Origin of the sequence: Rhodopseudomonas pentothenatexigens (assembly GCF_900218015.1) — a bacterium.
Lineage (GTDB): Bacteria > Pseudomonadota > Alphaproteobacteria > Rhizobiales > Xanthobacteraceae > Rhodopseudomonas > Rhodopseudomonas pentothenatexigens.
Genome location: NZ_UFQQ01000005.1, coordinates 173806 through 192300, shown reverse-complemented (window position 1 = coordinate 192300; position 18495 = coordinate 173806). Strand labels below are relative to the sequence as shown.

13 protein-coding genes are annotated in these 18495 nt (G+C 67.0%); 5 read left to right on the top strand and 8 right to left on the bottom strand.

What is annotated here, in order from left to right:
- Window positions 1–60 precede the first annotated feature (60 nt).
- A complete protein-coding gene (locus DWA33_RS06220) occupies window positions 61–1071 on the top strand; it encodes an NAD-dependent epimerase/dehydratase family protein (RefSeq protein ID WP_114357223.1) in 1011 nt (336 codons plus the stop codon).
- A gap of 78 nt (window positions 1072–1149) precedes the next feature.
- On the opposite strand, the gene DWA33_RS06215 is transcribed toward DWA33_RS06220, so the two are convergent.
- The gene (locus DWA33_RS06215) at window positions 1150–2178 is read right to left on the bottom strand and encodes an NAD(P)/FAD-dependent oxidoreductase (RefSeq protein ID WP_114357222.1); all 1029 of its coding nucleotides are present in this window, start codon (window positions 2176–2178) and stop codon (window positions 1150–1152) included.
- A gap of 160 nt (window positions 2179–2338) precedes the next feature.
- On the opposite strand from DWA33_RS06215, the gene DWA33_RS06210 reads away from it, so the two are divergent.
- Window positions 2339–2794: an acyl-CoA thioesterase gene (locus DWA33_RS06210; RefSeq protein WP_114357221.1), complete on the top strand. Its 456-nt coding sequence runs from the start codon at window positions 2339–2341 to the stop codon at window positions 2792–2794.
- A 127-nt stretch (window positions 2795–2921) separates the two neighbouring features.
- Here the strand turns inward: DWA33_RS06210 and DWA33_RS06205 are convergent, their stop codons facing one another.
- Both DWA33_RS06205 and DWA33_RS06200 read right to left on the bottom strand, forming a co-directional pair.
- On the bottom strand, window positions 2922–3242 hold the full coding sequence (locus DWA33_RS06205) for a 2Fe-2S iron-sulfur cluster-binding protein (protein ID WP_114357220.1): 321 nt from the start codon (window positions 3240–3242) through the stop codon (window positions 2922–2924).
- Window positions 3243–3338: 96 nt separating this feature from the next.
- Entirely contained in the window at window positions 3339–3698 is a 360-nt protein-coding gene (locus DWA33_RS06200) for an Hpt domain-containing protein (protein WP_114357288.1), read from the bottom strand.
- Window positions 3699–4138: 440 nt separating this feature from the next.
- Between DWA33_RS06200 and DWA33_RS06195 the strand changes: the two genes are divergently transcribed.
- The gene (locus tag DWA33_RS06195; protein WP_114357219.1) at window positions 4139–10204 is read left to right on the top strand and encodes an apolipoprotein A-IV repeat region-like domain-containing protein; all 6066 of its coding nucleotides are present in this window, start codon (window positions 4139–4141) and stop codon (window positions 10202–10204) included.
- A 161-nt stretch (window positions 10205–10365) separates the two neighbouring features.
- The gene (locus DWA33_RS06190) at window positions 10366–11166 is read left to right on the top strand and encodes an NYN domain-containing protein (protein ID WP_114357218.1); all 801 of its coding nucleotides are present in this window, start codon (window positions 10366–10368) and stop codon (window positions 11164–11166) included.
- 99 nt (window positions 11167–11265) lie between these two features.
- Here the strand turns inward: DWA33_RS06190 and DWA33_RS06185 are convergent, their stop codons facing one another.
- The 4 genes from DWA33_RS06185 to DWA33_RS06170 all read right to left on the bottom strand — a co-directional run bounded on the left by DWA33_RS06185 (window position 11266) and on the right by DWA33_RS06170 (window position 16157).
- Window positions 11266–12957 (bottom strand): ABC transporter ATP-binding protein, encoded by a 1692-nt coding sequence (locus DWA33_RS06185; protein WP_114357217.1) that lies wholly within the window; start codon window positions 12955–12957, stop codon window positions 11266–11268.
- A gap of 256 nt (window positions 12958–13213) precedes the next feature.
- Window positions 13214–14092 carry an MlaD family protein gene (locus tag DWA33_RS06180; protein ID WP_114357216.1) on the bottom strand — a complete coding sequence of 293 codons (879 nt, stop codon included), beginning with the start codon at window positions 14090–14092 and terminating at the stop codon, window positions 13214–13216.
- A gap of 137 nt (window positions 14093–14229) precedes the next feature.
- Window positions 14230–15003, bottom strand: coding sequence for an ABC transporter ATP-binding protein (locus tag DWA33_RS06175; RefSeq protein ID WP_114357215.1), 774 nt, complete (start codon window positions 15001–15003; stop codon window positions 14230–14232).
- Window positions 15004–15005: 2 nt separating this feature from the next.
- Entirely contained in the window at window positions 15006–16157 is a 1152-nt protein-coding gene (locus DWA33_RS06170; protein ID WP_114357214.1) for an ABC transporter permease, read from the bottom strand.
- A gap of 104 nt (window positions 16158–16261) precedes the next feature.
- Here DWA33_RS06170 and dgcA point away from each other — a divergent pair, with 104 nt between their 5' ends.
- Window positions 16262–17257, top strand: coding sequence for an N-acetyl-D-Glu racemase DgcA (dgcA, locus tag DWA33_RS06165; RefSeq protein ID WP_114357213.1), 996 nt, complete (start codon window positions 16262–16264; stop codon window positions 17255–17257).
- Here dgcA and DWA33_RS06160 read toward each other — a convergent pair.
- Window positions 17227–18435: an MFS transporter gene (locus DWA33_RS06160; protein ID WP_114357212.1), complete on the bottom strand. Its 1209-nt coding sequence runs from the start codon at window positions 18433–18435 to the stop codon at window positions 17227–17229. The genes dgcA and DWA33_RS06160 overlap by 31 nt on opposite strands.
- Between the last annotated feature and the right edge of the window lie 60 nt (window positions 18436–18495).

Here is an 18495-nt window from a genome sequence, read left to right as displayed (position 1 = left end):
CGCCGTTCGGCGTGCTCCCAAGCTCGGCCCACTCAACCACCGGAATCAGTCCAGTAGACCATGAGCGAGACGGCTTTCATTACCGGCGTCACCCGACAGCAGGCGCCCTTGCGCATCCTGATGACCGGGGCGGTCGGCTTCGTCGGGCTCCACCTCGCTGCCGCGATCCGCCGCAGAGTCGGTGAGGAGGCCAAGCTGATCCCGACCGCACTCCATGCCGGGAGCGATCCGGTCCTCGGCGAGGTGGTCGCTCTCGATGTCACCGACGCCGCTGCGGTCTCCGGCATTATCGCCGAACTTCAGCCGACCCATGTCGTCAACCTTGCGGCGCTGGCCGCACCGTCGGCGGCCAACGCCGATCCGTCGGCGAGCTGGCGGGTGCATCTCGACGGCCCCCGCAATATCGGGCGCGCGATCCTGCAGGCCGCGCCCGACTGCGTGCTCGTGCACATCGGCTCCGGCCTCGCCTATGGCAAGAACCGTCCGCCGATCCGGCCGACTGCCGAAGACGCCGTGCTGGCCCCGACCGACGAATACGGTGCCTCGAAAGCGGCAGCCGACCTCGCCCTCGGAGTACTGATCGCCAGAGGTTTGCGCTGCATCCGGATGCGGCCGTTCAATCACACCGGGCCCGGCCAGACCGAGGCGTTCGTCGTCCCGGCGTTCGCGCGCCAGATCGCCCGGATCGAAGCCGGGCTCATGCCGCCGCAGATGCAGGTCGGCAACCTCGACGGTCAGCGCGACTTTCTCGACGTCCGCGACGTCGCTGCCGCCTATGTTGAGGTGATCGCGCGCAGCGACAGCCTCGAAGCCGGGCTGATCCTCAACGTCGCGTCCGGCCTGCCGCGCAGGATCGGCGACATGCTGCAGCAGTTGCTGTCGATGGCGCGCGTGCCGATCGAGGTGCAGAACGATCCGAGCCGCGGCCGCAGCGACGCTTCGGACGTCATCGTCGGTGATGCCGGCCGGGCCCGGTCCGTGCTCGACTGGCAGCCGAAGATCCCGTTCGAGCAAACGCTGGCCGACGTGCTCGACGATCAGCGCGCCGCTGTCGCGACTGCCCCCAAGTAACAGTTCACCCCCGCAAAGAAAGAAGGCGCCCCCTGCGGCGCGCCTCCCTAAATCCGCGGTGATACGCGTGCGGCGCGATCAGTTCACGCCGAGCTTCTTCTGTAGATTGGTGGACGAGGTCGTGTACTGGAACACGACACGCTTGTCCGGATAGACGTACTTGACGGCCTTCTGCGCCATCAGCGCGCCTTCGTGGAAGCCCGACAGGATCAGCTTCAGCTTGCCCGGATAGGTGTTGATGTCGCCGATCGCGAAGATGCCGGGAACGTTGGTTTCGAACGTGCCGGTGTCGACCGGGATCAGGTTGTTCTCCAGATGCAGGCCCCAATTGGCGACCGGCCCGAGCTTCATGGTCAGGCCGAAGAACGGCAGCATGGTGTCGCACTTGATCTGCGAGACGGTGTTGTCGTTCAGCTTCACGGTCGCGCCCGAGAGCTGACCATTGTCGCCCTGCAGCTCGGTGATCTGGCCGATCTTGAGATCGAGCTTGCCGCTGGCGACCAGCTGGCGCATCTGCTCGACCGAGTGCGGCGCGCCGCGGAAATCGTCGCGGCGATGCACCAGCGTCATGCTCTTGGCGATCGGGTTGAGGTTCAGCGTCCAGTCGAGCGCCGAATCGCCGCCGCCGACGATCAGGATGTCCTTGCCGCGGAAGTCTTCCATCTTGCGCACCGCATAGTGCACCGACTTGCCTTCATAGGCTTCGACCCCCGGCACCGGCGGGCGCTTCGGCTGGAACGAGCCGCCACCCGCGGCGACGACCAGCACCTTGCACTCGAACACGGTGCCGGCATTGGTGGTGACGCGGAATTCCGGATCGCCGATCTTCTCGACCGTCTCGATCATCTCGTTGAGATGGAAGGTCGGGTTGAACGGCTTGATCTGCTCCATCAGCGCTTCGGTGAGGCCGTGACCGGTGATCATCGGCACACCGGGAATGTCGTAGATCGGCTTCTCCGGATAGAGCTCGGCGCACTGCCCGCCGACCTTGTCGAGAATATCGACGAGATGCGCTTTGACGTCCAACAGACCCAGCTCGAACACGGCGAATAGTCCGCACGGACCGGCGCCAACAATCAGCACGTCGGTTTTGATCGTTTCGGTCATCTTTGCTTCTTTATCGGTTGAAGATGTTCGGACGCGGGCCGTCCGGTCGCGGCCTGTCTAACCAAGCGCGGCGGGGGAGAAAAGCCATAAAAGTCTATTGGTAGCTTGTTCTAGCGCAAGTTTTGCGTTCAATGGTTCTAAAAAGCCCGGAGAATGGCCCTTGACCGCACGATCCCGTGACCACGCGCTGCCGCAGCTCGCCGATTTCCCGTTCCGCCTTGCGGACAACGTCCGCTTCGCCGACCTCGATCCAAATAACCACGTCAACAACGCGGTTTACGCCAGTTATTTCGAGACCGGCCGGGTCACGCTGATGAAGGACCCGAACCACGGACTGATCCCGCCCGGACTATCCTGGGTTCTGGTACGGCTCGACATTCATTTCCGCAGCGAACTGCACTGGCCGGGCAAGATCGAGCTCGGGCTCGGCCTGGTCAAACTGGGGCGCACCTCGACGCATTTCGATCAGGTGGTGTTCTCTGAAGGCGTCTGCGTCGCCTCGGCGCGCGCCGTCACCGTGCTGGTCGACGAGACCAGCCGGAAGCCGGCGCCGCTGACCGAACAGATCATTGCCAATCTGGCGCCGTGGTGGCGCCGCGGCGTCGAGCACGATTGATCGAGGCGTCTTTCGTCCGGCCGCGACGCGCGCCGGCAGGGTCATCCGGAGATGGCGACCGCAGTAGATGCGGCGTTGCACGATACTCCGTGCAACGGCCGCTCGCTGGATGAGAACGCCTGAGCTCTCAGGCTTGGCGCTCGGGCGTGGTCACAACCAGCCCGTCGAGTTCACTCGAGACCTTGATCTGGCACGACAGCCGCGAATTCGGGCGCACGTCGTAGCCGAAGTCGAGCATGTCCTCTTCCATCGGCGACGGGCTGCCGACCTTCTCGCGCCAGGCTTCGTCGACATAGACGTGGCAGGTCGCGCAGGCGCAGGCGCCGCCGCATTCCGCCTCGACGCCGGGAATGGCGTTGCGGATCGCCGCTTCCATCACCGTGGCGCCCTCCTCGACTTCGACAGTGCGGGTTTCACCGGTGTGATCAACGAAGTGAATCTTGGCCATGATTGCTCGTCGGACGCTTTGCTCGTTTTATGAATTATGGGCTGACGCGCCAGTCCTATAGCGTCTCGGCCGACGTTCCGCCAGCCGTGGCGCCTTTCAAAAGCGGGGGCGGGACGGCTTGACGCGGTCGTCGATCGCGATGCGGACGTGGTCCACCGCCGCTTCCAGCACCGCAAGCGGTTCCGCCGCATCCTCGCCGCGGCGCAGCGCGTCTTCGAGGCCGGCGGCGGCATCCGCCACGGCAAACGCGCCGATCGACCGGGCCGAGCCTTTCAACGTATGGGCGAGCGCGGCGGCATCGGCGGGCCACGATGCAAGCAACGCCATCAGGCTGGCGGCCTGGGCGGTGAACAGCAGCAGCACTTCATGCTCGAGCGCGACGTCGCCCAGTGTCATCTTCCGGAGGTGCGCGTCGTCGATCGGCTCGAGATCCGGAACCAGCGGCGGCGATGGCATCCATTCGATCCGGTCGACCTGTAGCGGCACGTTCACCTCGGCACAGGATCGCGGTTTTCCACATCTCGGCAATCCGGGCTCCGGAGCCAACCACAAGTCTGGTTAACGCTTCCTTGCCGGTGCCAAAGCACCATTCCGGGACAATGCCGCCGAGTTGCCGCGGTTAAGTCGCTAAAATGCCACCGTTACCGCCCGGCCCGGTAGGATTTTTCCGTTCTCCAAAGGGCTTAGCCCCGGATGCCGTTAACGATGATTAAGAAAGTCTTAATCCGAACCATTCCTTTCGCGCGATCCAGCCAATAGGATGTTTGATGAAGTGGCGGACAAAAGCGCGGTGGGAATGGGGTTCAACTTCGCCGTGCTGGGGGAGCACCGAGGGGCCTGTCTGCGGTCTCCACTGAACCGACGTCCCCGGATGCGTAACAAGGGCGTAATTCAAGATGGCGAACAATCCCAAGAAGATCAAAGATCCGACCGAAGTCGCGCTGTCGGCGATTCAGGAAGCCCTGAACATCCCCGATGCGCCGCCGGCCGGTGAGGATCAGGCCGCAGGGCCGAAGGAAAGTGCGTCAATTTCGGACACCGAGCCCCTGCCCGATCTGCCGGAACTGACGGCCGAGCCGCGGATCGCGCCGCCGTCGCCGAATTTCGAGCCGGCCGCCGAGCGTGGCTTCGCCAGTCGCCCCGCCAACGACGACCGCGAAACCATCGGCCAGTTGCTGCAGTCGCTTCAGAAGGGCCGCACCACCCGCAACGTCTACACTCTCGCGACGATTTTCGCCGGCGTCTGGGTGTTCGGCGGCATCATTCTGACCATCAGCTTCCTGCCCGCCCTGCAGGCGCTGGTCGGCCAGGGCAGCGGCGGAACGCTGGCGCTGGCCGGCCTCGCCGCGCTGTTCTTCGCGCCGGTGATGCTGTTCTACTTCCTCGCCAGCCTGGCGTGGCGCGGCCAGGAGCTGCGGATGATCGCGCAATCGATGGCGCAGGTCGCGATCCGCTTCTCCGAGCCCGAAATCGCCGCCAGCGATTCGGTGGTGACGGTCGGTCAGGCGATCCGCCGCGAGGTCGCCGCGATGGGCGACGGCGTCGAGCGCGCGATCGCGCGCGCCAGCGAACTCGAAGCCCTGGTCGCCAACGAAGTGTCGGCGCTGGAGCGCGCCTATTCGGACAACGAAGTGCGAATCCGCGCGCTGCTGCAGGACATCGCGCATCAGCGTGACAATCTGGTCGGCCAGGCCGAGCAGGTCCGCAGCGCGATTTCCGGCGTGCAGATCGACCTCCGCCACGACATCGCGCTGATCTCGGACGCGATCGCCAGCCGCGTCGACGAGGTCGCCAAGAGCATCACCAGCGCGCTGGAAGAGCGCGGCGCCCACATCACCAGCGCGCTCAGCCACGCCGGCGACAACATGATTCTGGCGCTCGGCGAGCGCGGCGGCGAACTGCTCGACCGCCTCGAAGAGGCCAGCTCCGAGACCACCCGCGCGGTGCTCGACGCCAGCGAGCGGCTGACCACCAGCCTGAATTTCAAGACCGGCCACGTCCACGCCGAGTTCGTCGAACTGGCCGATCGCGTCCACGACATGATGAACGAGCGGCTCGACCGCATCACCACCGATTTCGAACAGCGGTCGTCGACCATCATCGACGGCATTTCGGAGCGCACCGAGCAGGTGCAGGATTCGCTGAAGAACTCCGGCGACTCGCTGCTGCTCGAACTCGAGCTGCGCAGCGGCGACCTGGTCACCAAGATCGACGACGCCGGCCATCGCCTCGCCGATCAGATCCTGACCAGCGGCGACAAGGCCAGCGAAGCGCTCGACGTCACCGTCAACGCGCTGGTCGCCAAGGTGGTCAGCCAGACCGAGGCCACCCACGACACGCTCGCCATCCAGATGAGCGCGTTCGACGATCTGGTGAAGCAGCAGGGCAGCGAGCTCGCCGAGAAGTTCGCGCGCGACAGCGGCACGCTCGGCGCGCTGATCACTCGCCACATCTCCGAGTTCGACCGCACCGTGAAGACCTTCGGCGGCGAGATCGTCGAACGGATGGGCCAGCGCACCCAGGACATCAACGAGACGCTGAAGACCTATGTCGACGGCTTCGACCAGCGGGTCGCGACCAGCTCGGGCGAGATCACCGCGCGGCTCGACGATCGTCTGCACCAGTTCGAGACCATGTTCGAAACCCGCACCGGCAGCCTCGACGGCGCGATCGACAACCGTCTGAAGGCGCTCGACGACACCGTCGGCAACCATCTGAATTCGCTGGAACGCATTCTCGACACCCGCACCGACGCGGTCACCGGCAACATCGACGGCCGGATCGAGAAGCTCGCCTCGGCGCTGTCGACCGGCGCCGCCCATGCGGTCGAAGCGATCGATACCCGGATCGTCCAGCTCAGCACCACGCTGTCGAGCGGCACCGCCAACGCGGCCGGAGTGATCGACGAACGGATCACCACCCTGACCACCACGCTGTCGACCGGTGCGGTGCAGGCGATCGAGGCGATCGATTCGCGCCTGACCCATCTCACCCATTCGCTCACCGACGGCACCGCGCAGGCGATCGACGCGATCGACCGCCGCATCGGTGCGGTTACCGAAACGATCGACGGCCGCACCGCCGATCTCAGCGCCACCGTCAGCGCCCGCTTCCAGGAGATCCACGACGGTCTCGAGGGCCGCGTCACCGCGGTGATCAACGACGTCGACCTCCGGGTGTCGCAGTTCGAGGATCTGCTCGGCTCGCGGATCGAGGCGGTCGCCGGCCGGTTCGAAAGCAGCGGCCGCGAAGCCAGCGATCTGCTGATGGCACGCGCCGAGGAACTCTCGGTCGGCATCAAGTCGAACGTGGCGGACGCCGAGCGCGCGATCACCAGCCTGGTGGTCAACACCACCGACACCATCCGCAGCAGCACCCAGTCGGCACGGGACTCGATGCTGTCGGTGTCGCACGACGTCGGCGCCCAGCTGCAGGTCACCTCGGCCGAGATCGAACGCGCCCTCACCGCGGTCGGCACCACCGCCGCCGCCACCGTAGTGTCGAGCGCCACCGAGGCCCAGGCCAAGCTGGCGTCGGTGTCCAGCGAGGCTGCTGTGCAGTTCCGCTCGCTGTCCGACGACATCGAACGTACATTGTCGGCCGCCGGCACGGCGACCGCCGCCACGGTGCTGGCCGGCGCCCGAGATGCCCAGACGACCCTGGTCGCGACCTCGACCGAGGTTGCCGGCCAGGTGAGATCGCTGGCCTCCGAGATCGAACGCACGCTCACCACCATCGGCAGCTCCACCGCGACCGCGGTGCTGGGCAGCGCCCGCGACGCCCAGACCACCCTGATCGGCACCTCGTCCGACGTCACCGACCGGATCAAATTGCTGTCGGCTGAGATCGAGCGCACGCTGACCGACGCCGGCGGTACAACCGCCGCTTCGGTGCTCGGCAGTGCGCGCGAGGCTCAGAACGTCCTGACCGTGACCTCCACCGACGTTGCCAATCAGGTGAAGTCGCTGGCCGGCGATATCGAGCGGACGCTGACCGGCGCCGGCGACACTACCTCGGCCTCGGTGCTGGCGAGCGCGCGGGAAGCCCACGCCACGCTGGTGTCGGCCTCCTCGGAGGTCACCGGCCAGATCCGTTCGCTGTCGACCGACATCGAGCGCACGCTGTACGCGGCAGGCAACGCCACCGCCGAAGCCGTGCTGACCGGCGCCCGCACGGCGCAGTCGACCCTGGTCGCGGCGTCGGAAGACACGGCCGAAAAGGTCCGGTCGCTGAAGTCGGAGATCGAGCGCACGCTGTCGGAGACCGCATCGTCGACCGCCGGCGCCATCGTGGCCGGCGCCCGCGAAGCACAGACCACGCTGGTCGCCGCCTCGTCCGAGGTGTCCGGACAGGTCGAAACGCTCAGCGCCGACATCGAACGCCGCCTGTCGGCGGCCGGCGCCAGCACCATCGAGGCGATCGTGGCGGGTGCGCGTGAAGCGCAGAGCACGCTGGTCGCGACCTCGACCGATGCCGCCAACCAGGTCAAATCGCTGGCGGGCGACGTCGAACGCACCCTCACCGCCGCCGGCAGCGCCACCGCCGGCGCCCTGCTCGCCAGCGCCCGCGAAGTCCAGAGCGCGCTGGTGTCGACCTCCTCCGAGTCGGCGGGCCAGGTCCGCTCGGTCGCGGCCGAGGTCGAGCGCGCCCTCGTCGCCGCCGGCCGCACCACCGCGGAGTCGATCGTGGAAGGCGCCCGCGAAGCACAGTCTGCCCTGGCGGCCGCCTCGACCGAAGCCGCCAACCACGTCAAGTCGCTGGCGGTCGACGTCGAACGCACCCTGACCAGCGTCGGTGCCGCCACCGCCTCGACGATCCTCGACAGCGCCCGGGAGGTGCAATCGACGCTCACCACGAGCTCGGCCAGCGCCGCCAGCCAGATCAAGGCGATCTCCGCCGAGATCGAGCACACGCTGTCGACCGTCACCACCAATACGACCGACCATATCCAGGCCAGCGCCTCGGCGGCGCAGTCGACCCTGGTGGCGATGTCCAGCGAGGTCAGCGCCAAGATCAAGTCGACCTCGGCCGACGTCGAGCGCTCGGTGTTCGCCGCCAGCGGCAGCTTCGGCTCGACGATCTCGGCCAAGAGCGAAGAGATCGTCGGCTATGTCCAGCAGCAGGCCGAGCGGCTGTCGCAGATCATCGACGGCAAGCGCGGCGTGCTGGTCGAAGCGATCACCGGCAAGACCAACCAGCTCACCGTCGAGATCGACCGCGTCACCACCGATGCGCTGAACGCGATCGAATCCCGCGGCAAGACCTTCTCGAACTCGATCCTGACCAACGGCACCGAGGTCGCGCGCTCGATCACCGGCGCCGGCGATCTGGCCACCAACGCGATCAACAAATCGCTCAAGGACCTCGACCTGGCGTCGCGGTCGGCGATCGAACAGTCGCGTCAGGTCTCGGTCACCGCCGTCACCGAGATGCAGGAGACCAGCAAGATCCTGCGCACCGACACGGTGGCGCTGTTCGAGCGGCTGCGCGAAGGCAACATCCTGTTGCAGGAGGTGCTGACCGGCGCCCACGAGAACCTCAACTCACTGGAGCGCGCGCTGGTCACCCGCGTCGCCGACTTCGTCACCACCATGAACGAGGTCAACGCCCGCAGCGGCGCCGCGACCCAGACGTTGGAAGATCAGCTCACCGGCTTCCACGGCAAGACCGCCAAGGCGCTGGAAGATCTCGGCGCGCTGTCGGCGCAGTTCGAAGCCCACGGTCACGCGCTGGCCGAGGCGGCCGACCTGCTCGAGCACAGCAACCGCGCCGCATCGACCTCGGTGAACGATCGCAAGGAGGCGCTGGAATCGCTGGTCACCACCATCGACCTGCGCACCGCCGATCTCGACCAGCGGCTCGGCCGGTTCACCGGCCTGCTGGACGAATCGCTCGCCGCCGCCGAAGAGCGCGCCCGCGACATCGCGCGGATCGTCGCCGAAACCGCCGGTGCCGGCTCCGCCAGCATCAGCCAGCAGTTCGAGGCGGTGCGTAGCGCCGCCGAACAGGAGCGCCGCCTCACCGTCGAGGCGATGCACCAGGTGTATCAGCAGGGCACCCAGGAAGCCGACGCGCTGTTCAAGCAATCGGCCGATCGGTTCACTTCGATCGTCCAGGGCATCAAGCAGATGGCCGCCGAGATGCACCACGAGCTCGAATCCACCCGCGAGGAACTGCGCCGCGGCGTGCTCGAGATCCCGCAGGAGGCCGCCGAGAGCACTGCGCAGATGCGCAAGGTGATCGTCGACCAGATCGAAGCGCTGGCCGAACTCAACCGCATCGTCGCCCGTCACGGTCGCGGCATGGACGTGGTGACGCCGTCACGCGCCACCGCGGTCACCCGCGAGGAGGAGCCGGTGCTCGCTGCCGCCAGCGGCGGACGCGCCGAAACCGTCGCCGCCCGTCCCGCGCCGCGGAGCCGGGAGTCCAGCGCCGCGACGCTGCCGCCGCCCGACCTCGGCATGCCGGTCGGCCCGCGCCGCACCGAAGCGCCGCCGGTCGCGCCGAGCACCGCCGACCAGGGCCGCGACGGCTGGCTGTCGGAGCTGCTCAACCGCGCCGATACCAGCGCCGAGCGCGAGCCGCCGCGCGGCCGCGCCGCCCAGGCCCAGACCGCAATGAGCGGCAATCCGCTGGAATCGCTGTCGCTCGACATCGGCCGGCTGATGGACCGCAACCTCGCGCTGGAGATGTGGGAGCGCTATCAGCGCGGTGAGGCGAAGTCCTTCACCAAGCGGCTGTACACCCCGGCCGGCCAGAAGGCGTTCGACGAGGTCGCCCGCAAGTATCGCAGCGACCGCAGCTTCAAGCAGACCGTCGACCGCTACATCGCCGAGTTCGAGCGCCTGCTCGACGAGGTCGCCCGCGACGACAACGCCCCGCAGGCGCTGCGCGGCCACCTCGCCTCGGAAACCGGGCTGGTCTACACGCTGCTGGCGCACGCAGCGGGGCGGCTGGGGTAACACTGCACTCTGCCCGGCCCGGGCAGCAGCTCAAGTAATCGATCCAAAGCGGGGGCCGTCGGCTCCCGCTTTTCGTTTGGCGTTGTCGAAGCCCGGCTGCATCGCTATCTCACGTCGAAACGCTTTTCGATTTCCGCCCCGCATCAGGCCGAGGACTCACGATGCCTTCCGAACCCCGCTCGCCTCGCCTTGCCGTTCTGATCGATGCCGACAACGCATCCGCCAAGATCGCGGACGGACTGTTCGAGGAGATCGCGAAGATCGGCGAAGCCAGCGTTCGCCGGATCTACGGCGACTTCTCCACCCCGCGGTCGAAGGGCTGGGCCGATATCCTGGCGAAGCACGCCATCATCCCGCAGCAGCAGTTCGCCTACACCACTGGGAAGAACGCGTCCGACATCACCCTGGTGATCGATGCGATGGACCTGCTCCACAGCGGCCGTTTCGAGGGCTTCTGCCTGGTATCGTCCGACAGCGACTTCACCCGCCTCGCCTCCCGGATTCGCGAGCAAGGCGTCGACGTGTTCGGCTTCGGCGAACAGAAGACCCCGGAGAGTTTCCGGCAGGCGTGCCGACGCTTCGTTTACACCGAGAACCTGATCGCCGGAGCGGCCGACAGCAAGGGCACCGCGTCGGCTGCGAAACCGCTGCAGCCGCCGAGCGCCGCCACGCCGATCATCGAACGGGTGATCAAGCAGATGGAAAACGAAGACGGCTGGGTATCGCTCGGCGAGGTCGGCAAGCACCTGTCCAATCTGGCGTCCGACTTCGACCCCAGGACCTTCGGCTTCCGCAAGCTGAGCGACCTGGTGCGCAAGACCAATGCGTTCGAGCTGGAGCAGCAGAACGGCCACTCGATGCGGATTCGGCTGAAACCGACCGGCGCACCGGCCGCCAAGGCGACGTCCCAGCGGAGGCGCTCCGCAAGACCGAACCCGCCCACGGGCGGCGCCGAGTCCTGACCGGCCGGCGCGACCGCGCGCCAGCTCGACGCGGGCATCTGTGCCGGCAATCGGATAGATCGTGCCACCCGCTGCACCGAGATGACGCGGCGACCGCGTTCAGCGGCTGCCGACCGTCTGCTCCTCACCGGCCACCCGGCTCGCGCTGAGTTCAACCACGGTGTCCACCGGCGTCAGCAACGATCGGCGATGGGTGATCGCCAGCACCGTGACGTTGCAAGCAATCGCCCGGATGTGGTCCATGATGTCCCGTTCGGTGTCTTCATCCAGGGCTGAGCTGACTTCGTCGAGAAACAAGATCGCCGGGGCGCCGTACAGAGCGCGCGCGACCGCAATCCTCTGGCGCTCCCCGCCGGACAGTTTGAGACCGCGTTCGCCCACCGCCGTATCGAACCCCTCCGGCAGGGCTTCGATCAGCTCAAGGATCGCGGCCTTGCTGGCCACGTCGCGCAACCGCGCTTCGTCCCGCTCCCGGCCGAGCAAGATGTTGTCCGCCAGACTCTCGTTGAGCAGGATCACCTCCTGCGGAACGACCGCGATCATCTTGAACCAATCGGCGCGCGCGATCTGCCGGATGTCGGTGCCGTCCACCGTGATCCGGCCTTGCTGCGGCTCAATGGACTTCAGGGCGAGCTTGAAGACGGTCGACTTTCCCGCGCCGGTCTCGCCGACGATGAACGTGATGGTGCCGCGCCCGGCGGAAAAACCGATACCTGATACGCCTCGCCCATTCCCGTAGTCGTAGCCGACCTCTTCGAACATGATCGTGCCATCGGAGATGCTGAAGGAGGCCGACGACCGATCGTCGTGTTCTTCCGGAGCATTCCAGAAGCGCGTCAGCGGCACCAGTTGCGCGCGCGATCGGGCGAAACTGTCCATGGTCTGCGCAATCATCTCGAACGGGGTGTTGAGCTGCAGCAGGAGAGCGTTGAACAGCACGATGTCCCCGATGCTCACTGCCCCAGCCTGATATTTCGGTAGCAGAAGCGCGAAATTGATCGCGAATTGGGCTGCGAGACCCAGGCCGAGCAGAGCCGAAGTTCCTGACCGCCTGAGCATGTAGGCTCGCCACCCGTCCCTGACGGCAGCTGCGCGATCGGCGAAGCGCCGGCTCATCCAGGTCGAGCCACCAAGCTGGCGCAGGGTTTCCATCGCGTTCATCGCGTTGCCGGCGAACCGGGCGTTGTCCTGGCTGGCGGCCATCGCGGCGTCCAGAAGTTGCTGTGACCCTCGCGTCGAGCCTAGTGTGACGACAACGACGACCGCGCCGTAGACCGCAACCGCGAGCACGATCTGCAGATCGAGCAGATAGCCGAGCGTGACCAGCGTCAGCCCGACTTGCGTCGCGCTCGGAAGCCAGACGATCAGAGCGATGTTCGCGATGGTCGTTAGAGCGCCTCGTCCCTGGCCGACCGCATTCTGGATCTCGGCAGGATTGTGCTCGATGAAGAATTCGGAGCGCTTCCGCAAGATTCGCGCGAACAGCTCGGTGGAGACGAAATATCCGAGGTTCTCGGAGATGATAACCGAGAGATACTGGACCACCCGGCTCAACACCGACGCGATCCCGATCAGCGCCGCATAGGAGAACAGCGCGTACAGCAGTTCGCCGGACGCGTTGTCCTTCGGCAGTTGGTCGATCGCCCGGGAAAACAGATACGGCGCCGCGACGCTCGCTGCGCTGGAGATCAGGACGACGACCACGACGACCGAAAGCGACCGCCAATCCTCTCGCGCATGGCTGCGCAATATCGCCACGGCAGGGCTGGGACCAGAACTGTCGTTGGTCATGCGGCCCTCGCGCGTCGGAGCGTTGTCCAGGGAGGGGCTGTCTTAGACGTCAGAGATTGCGATTTCCACCGTCTGCCGATTGGTTGAAACGATTCAAAGCAGATTCGCGAAACCGGTGTGATCGCGTTGGTTGGCCGGGCGCAAGCGAAACGATCAACCAAGCGTGCGGCGGCCATCCTTCGACGCTCGCTGCGCGGGCGCCTCTGGATGACGATAATCCTCGCTGAGAACCGTCTGTTCGACGCGAAGCCGCGCCCTACTGCGCCCGCCGTCGCGGCGGGCGGGGCTGCTCGGCGCGCGCGGCGTCCGGCGGGGCCTGCTGCGCTGTGTTGCTCGGGCCGAACAGCACCCGGGTCGGGTTGCGGTCGAAATTGTTCACCGCGCGGCTGATGTCGCCCAGCGTGCGGCGGCCGTCGAGGATCAGCGTGGCCGAGCGCTTGTCGAGGTTGTCGGCGAGTTCACGGAACGACTTCACCGCCTGGAACAGCTCGCCGCCGTCCTTGCCGCCGGCCAGCGCGTCGATGCCCTGCATCACGCTGTCGGTCTTGGCGATCACGCCGTCGACCCGCGACATGATGCTGTCGATCTTGTCGGAGCTGCGCGCCAGGCTCGAGGTGAAGGTCTGCAGATTCTCCAGCGAAGTCTTCACCGACTCCTGGTTCTCGGAGACCAGGCGGTTGACGTTGCGCAGCGTCGCCTTGATCGACTCGGAAATGTCCTGCAGCAGCTCGGGATCGGCGGTCAGCACCGGTGTGCCGTCGTCGTCGAGCGGCACCGGGGGCGCAGTCTCCGAGCCGCCCTTCAGCGAGATCGCGGCGACGCCGGTCAGGCCCTGGAATTCCAGGCCGACCTGGGTGTCCTTGCGGATCGGGGCGGTGTTCTCGACCATCGCCAGCGCCACCACGCGGCGCGGATTGTCGAGCTTGACCGACACCACCTCGCCGACCCGGACGCCGTTGAAATTGACGCTGCCGCCGTTGCGCAGGCCCGACGCCGCGCCTTCGAAGATCACCCGCAGCGGGCTGCGCGCCTTGGTGGAGTGCAGGCTCTGAAACCACAGCACGAACCCGAGCGCCGCGGCGATCACCGCGAGGGTGAACGTCCCGATCAGGAAGTAATTCGCACGCGTTTCCATTCGCCTCTACTCCAAACCAACTTGCGGCGCCGCCGGTTCACAGGCCGCTGCGCCATGCGGCCGGCTTTGAGCGCAGATTGCGGAAGCAAAACGACGCACCTGCGGTGCGCCGATCGAAATTTTCAGGCGCATCCCGATCATGGCGAACCGACCACTGCGCGGGCGCGCTTGCCGTGAAAATACGAGCGCAGCCACGGATGCTGCGAGGCCTGCATGTCGGCGATGGTTCCGGCCGCGATCACCTTGCCGTCACCCAGCACCGCGATGCGGTCGCAGGCGGTGTGCAGGCTGTCGAGGTCGTGGGTTACCATGAAAACCGTCAGGCCCAAAGTGCGCTGCAGCGTCCGCACCAGCTCGTCGAAATCGCCGGCGCCGATCGGGTCGAGGCCGGAGGTCGGCTCGTCGAGGAACACCAGTTCGGGGTCGAGCGCCAGCGCGCGGGCCAGCGCCACCCGCTTGATCATGCCGCCGGATAGTTCCGACGGGTAGCGGTCGATCACTTCGGGCTTCAGCCCGACCATCACCAGCTTGGCGATGGTGATCTCGTCGAGCAGCCGCTGCGACAGCTTGAGATATTCCCGCACCGGGAACTGAATATTCTGCCGCACCGTCAGCGACGAGAACAGCGCGCCCTGCTGGAACAGGATGCCCCAGCGCCGCTCGACGCCGCGGCGTTCCGCCTTGCCGGCCCTGTCGAGATCGATGCCGAACACCTCGATGCTGCCGCTCAGCTTCGGCACCAGGCCGATGATGGTCCGGGTCAGCACCGACTTGCCGGCGCCGGACGGGCCGACGAAGCCGAGGATCTCGCCGCGGCGGACGTCGAGGTCGAGCCCGTTCAGCACCTTGGTGGCGCCGAACTGCACCGTGACGTCGCGCACCCGGATGATCGGATCGGCCGCTCCCGTCATCGTCAGATTCCAATTCCCGCAAAGAAGATCGCGAACACGCCGTCCATCACGATCACGAAGAAGATGCTTTTCACGACCGACGCGGTGGTGTGGCGGCCGAGCGACTCGGCGCTGCCCTGCACCGCCAGCCCCTCGACGCAGGCGACGATGCCGATCACCGCCGCCATCACCGGCGCCTTGATCATCCCGACCGTGAAGTGGTCGATCGAGATCGCGTCGCGCAGCCGCAGCAGGAACGCTTCCGGATCGACGCCCCCGTACAGCCAGGCGACCAGGCCGCCGCCGTACAGCGCCGCCATCGCGCCGAGGAAGGTGAGGATCGGCACTGCGAGCACCAGCGCGATCAGCCGCGGTACGATCAGCACGTCGATCGGATCGAACCCCATGGTGCGCAGCGCGTCGATCTCCTCGCGCATCTTCATCGAGCCGAGTTCGGCCGTATAGGCGCTCCCCGACCGGCCGGCCACCATGATCGCCACCAGCAGCACGCCGAGCTCGCGCAGCACCAAGACGCCGAGCATGTCGACCACGAACACGTCGGCGCCGAATTTGCGGAAATGGAAGATGCCCTGCTGCGCCACGATGCAGCCGATCAGGAAAGTGATCAGCAGGATGATCGGCACCGCGTTCCAGCACACCTGCTCGAGGTGGTGCACCGTCGAGGTCAGCCGGAACGAGGTCGGCCGGATCACGATCCGGCCGAGCCCGGCCAGCACCGCGCCCATCATGCTGATCAGCGCCACGATGTCGTCGACGAACGCGTACATGGTGCGGCCGAGCCGCTCGATCGGCGCACGCAGCGAGCCGCGGCGTCGCGGCGCCGGGCCGTCGTCACCGACCTGCCGGACTTCGTCGACCAGGCTGGCATAGTCCGTCGACAGCCCGGCGATCCGCGCCTCGGCGCCGTCCTGGCCGAGATTGCGCCGCAGCCGCTCGATCAGCCAGGCGCCGAAAGTGTCGAGCCGCGAAATCCCGGAGACGTCGATGAAGACGTTCGGCTTGGTCTCGCCGATCTTCTCGGCCTCGTTGACCAGCCGCTCCAGCGCCGGCGCGAACCGTGCCGTCCACGATCCCGACGCGCACAGCGCCAGCCCTTCGCCACGCGCGATCCGTTCGAGCGACGGGCCGCCCTCCAACGCCATCTGCTGTGTCATTTTGAGCCAATCCGGTTTCGATCGTCGCCTTGCGGGACAACTGCTTTACCAGCCATACTTGTCAGCTCCGGGCAACCCTCGGATTGAGCTGACAAGGCCTGCAAATGACCTCCCCGACAGCGCCCGACCTTACGGCCCGCATCGAACGGTGGCCGATCGCCGGCACCTTCACCATCAGTCGCGGCGCCAAGACCGAGGCGATCGTCGTCACCGCCGAGCTGCGCTCCGGCGTCCATGTCGGCCGCGGCGAATGCGTGCCCTATGCGCGCTACGGCGAGACGCCGGACGGGGCGCTCGCCGCGCTGGAAGCAATGCGCGCTCCGCTCGCCGCCGGCCTGGACCGCACCGCTCTACAGGCCACGATGCCGCCCGGCGCCGCCCGCAATGCGCTCGACTGTGCGTTCGTCGATCTTCAAGCCAAGGCGAGCGGACGGCGCGCCTGGGAGGTGCTCGGCAGTTCGTCGCCGGGCCCCGCCCTCACCGCCTACACCATCTCGCTCGGCACGCCTGAGGCGATGGCGGAAGCGACCGCCAGGGCGGCGTCGCGGCCGCTGCTCAAGATCAAGCTCGGCGGCGACGGCGACGAGGCCCGGATCGCGGCGGTCCGCCGCGCCGCGCCGAATGCCGAACTGATCGTCGACGCCAACGAGTCCTGGACGCCGGACAATCTCGCCCGCAACCTCAGCGCCTGCGCAGGCGCCGGGGTGACGCTGGTCGAGCAGCCGCTGCCGGCCGGCCGTGATGAAGCGCTGGCCGCCATCACGCGCCCGATCGCGGTGTGCGCCGACGAGAGCGTGCACGACCGCGCCTCGCTCGCCGCGCTGCGCGGCCGCTACGATGCGGTCAACATCAAGCTCGACAAGACCGGCGGCCTCACCGAGGCGCTGGCGATGGCGCAGGACGCGCAGGCGCTCGGCCTGCAGATCATGGTCGGCTGCATGGTGGCGACCTCGCTGGCGATGGCGCCGGCGATGCTGCTGACGCCGTTCGCCCGCTTCGTCGATCTCGACGGCCCGCTGCTGCTGGCGCGCGATCGCGACGACGGCCTGCGCTACGACGGCAGCACGGTCTATCCGCCCGAACCGGCGCTGTGGGGCTGATCGGCGCCCGTCGGCGCCAGCAGCCGGCGGCGCATCAGCAGCAGCACGACGGCACCGGCGAAGCCCATCGCCGCCATCATGTCGTAGACCGCGACGCCGTAGCGGGCGAACACCGCGCCGGAGGCGATCGAGGCGGTACTCATCGCCAGCCCGGCCGCGGCGGTGTAGTAGCCCTGCCCGCGCGCGATCACATGGCCGGGTACGTGACGCACCAGCAGCCCCATGGTGCCGACCTGGGTGAGGCCGAAGGTCAGGCCGTGAAGCAACTGCACCACGGTGAGCAGCGCCAGTGACGGATCCTGCGCGGTGATCAGCCAACGCAGCACCGCGCTCAGCGCCCCGCCCAGCATCAACCACATCGGCGACCAGGTGAACCGCGGCGACAGCGCGAACACCACGATCTCGGCGAGAACGCCGAGCACCCACAGCACCGCGATCGTCGCGCCGGCGAAACCGGCCTGCTGCCAGACGATCGAGGCGAAGGTGTAGTACGCGGCGTGGCTGCCCTGGATCAGCGCCGCCGCAATGATGATCGCCAGAAATGTCGGATTGCGCAGCAGCGCCGCGCCGCGCGGCTGCGTCGACGGTTTGGCCGGCGCATCGAGCGGCCGCAGGCCGAAACCCGCCACCGCGCCGAGCCAGGCGGCAGCGGCGATCAGCCAGATCAGATGCTCCGCTGCCACCAGATCGGCGAGCACGCCGCCCATCAGCGCGCCCGCGATGAAGGCGGCGGAGCCCCACAGCCGCAGCGGCCCGTAGTTCAGCCCGTAGCGCGCCACCGCCTTCAGCGCGTAGCCGTCGGTCAGCGGGACAATCGGAGTCCAGGCGCAGGCGGTCAGCACGAACACCACGAAGATCAGCAACGGCCCACGTAAGATCCCGAGGAGGGTGAATCCGAGTGCGGTGATCAGTGCGGTAGTGATCATTGCGGCGCGGATCGCATTGCGCCGCTCGGCCGCCATGGTGATGAACGGCAATAGCGTGAAACGCGTCACCGCCGGCGCGGCGACGATCACGCCGATCCAGGAAGCCTCGATTCCAACGGCTTTCAGCCACACCGTGAAGAACGGCAGATATGTGCCGGTCACCGCGAAGGTCGTCGCGTAGAACACGGCCAGCCGAGACGCGAATCGCGTCGCAACCGACGATGGGGTGGGGATTTGTGATTCGAAAGACATCAATTCAATTGCGATTCGACGCGGATCGTGGTGATCGTTATCTTGACGCGCAGTGATTTG

Bases quoted from the DNA above. Each gene is read 5' to 3' on its own strand.
- dgcA (WP_114357213.1), top strand. From the start codon at position 16,262: ATGACCTCCCCGACAGCGCCCGACCTTACGGCCCGCATCGAACGGTGG.
- DWA33_RS06180 (WP_114357216.1), bottom strand. From the start codon at position 14,092: ATGGAAACGCGTGCGAATTACTTCCTGATCGGGACGTTCACCCTCGCG.
- DWA33_RS06185 (WP_114357217.1), bottom strand. From the start codon at position 12,957: ATGACCAACGACAGTTCTGGTCCCAGCCCTGCCGTGGCGATATTGCGC.
- DWA33_RS06215 (WP_114357222.1), bottom strand. From the start codon at position 2,178: ATGACCGAAACGATCAAAACCGACGTGCTGATTGTTGGCGCCGGTCCG.
- DWA33_RS06200 (WP_114357288.1), bottom strand. From the start codon at position 3,698: ATGCCATCGCCGCCGCTGGTTCCGGATCTCGAGCCGATCGACGACGCG.
- DWA33_RS06160 (WP_114357212.1), bottom strand. From the start codon at position 18,435: ATGTCTTTCGAATCACAAATCCCCACCCCATCGTCGGTTGCGACGCGA.
- DWA33_RS06190 (WP_114357218.1), top strand. From the start codon at position 10,366: ATGCCTTCCGAACCCCGCTCGCCTCGCCTTGCCGTTCTGATCGATGCC.
- DWA33_RS06170 (WP_114357214.1), bottom strand. From the start codon at position 16,157: ATGACACAGCAGATGGCGTTGGAGGGCGGCCCGTCGCTCGAACGGATC.
- DWA33_RS06175 (WP_114357215.1), bottom strand. From the start codon at position 15,003: ATGACGGGAGCGGCCGATCCGATCATCCGGGTGCGCGACGTCACGGTG.
- DWA33_RS06220 (WP_114357223.1), top strand. From the start codon at position 61: ATGAGCGAGACGGCTTTCATTACCGGCGTCACCCGACAGCAGGCGCCC.
- DWA33_RS06195 (WP_114357219.1), top strand. From the start codon at position 4,139: ATGGCGAACAATCCCAAGAAGATCAAAGATCCGACCGAAGTCGCGCTG.
- DWA33_RS06205 (WP_114357220.1), bottom strand. From the start codon at position 3,242: ATGGCCAAGATTCACTTCGTTGATCACACCGGTGAAACCCGCACTGTC.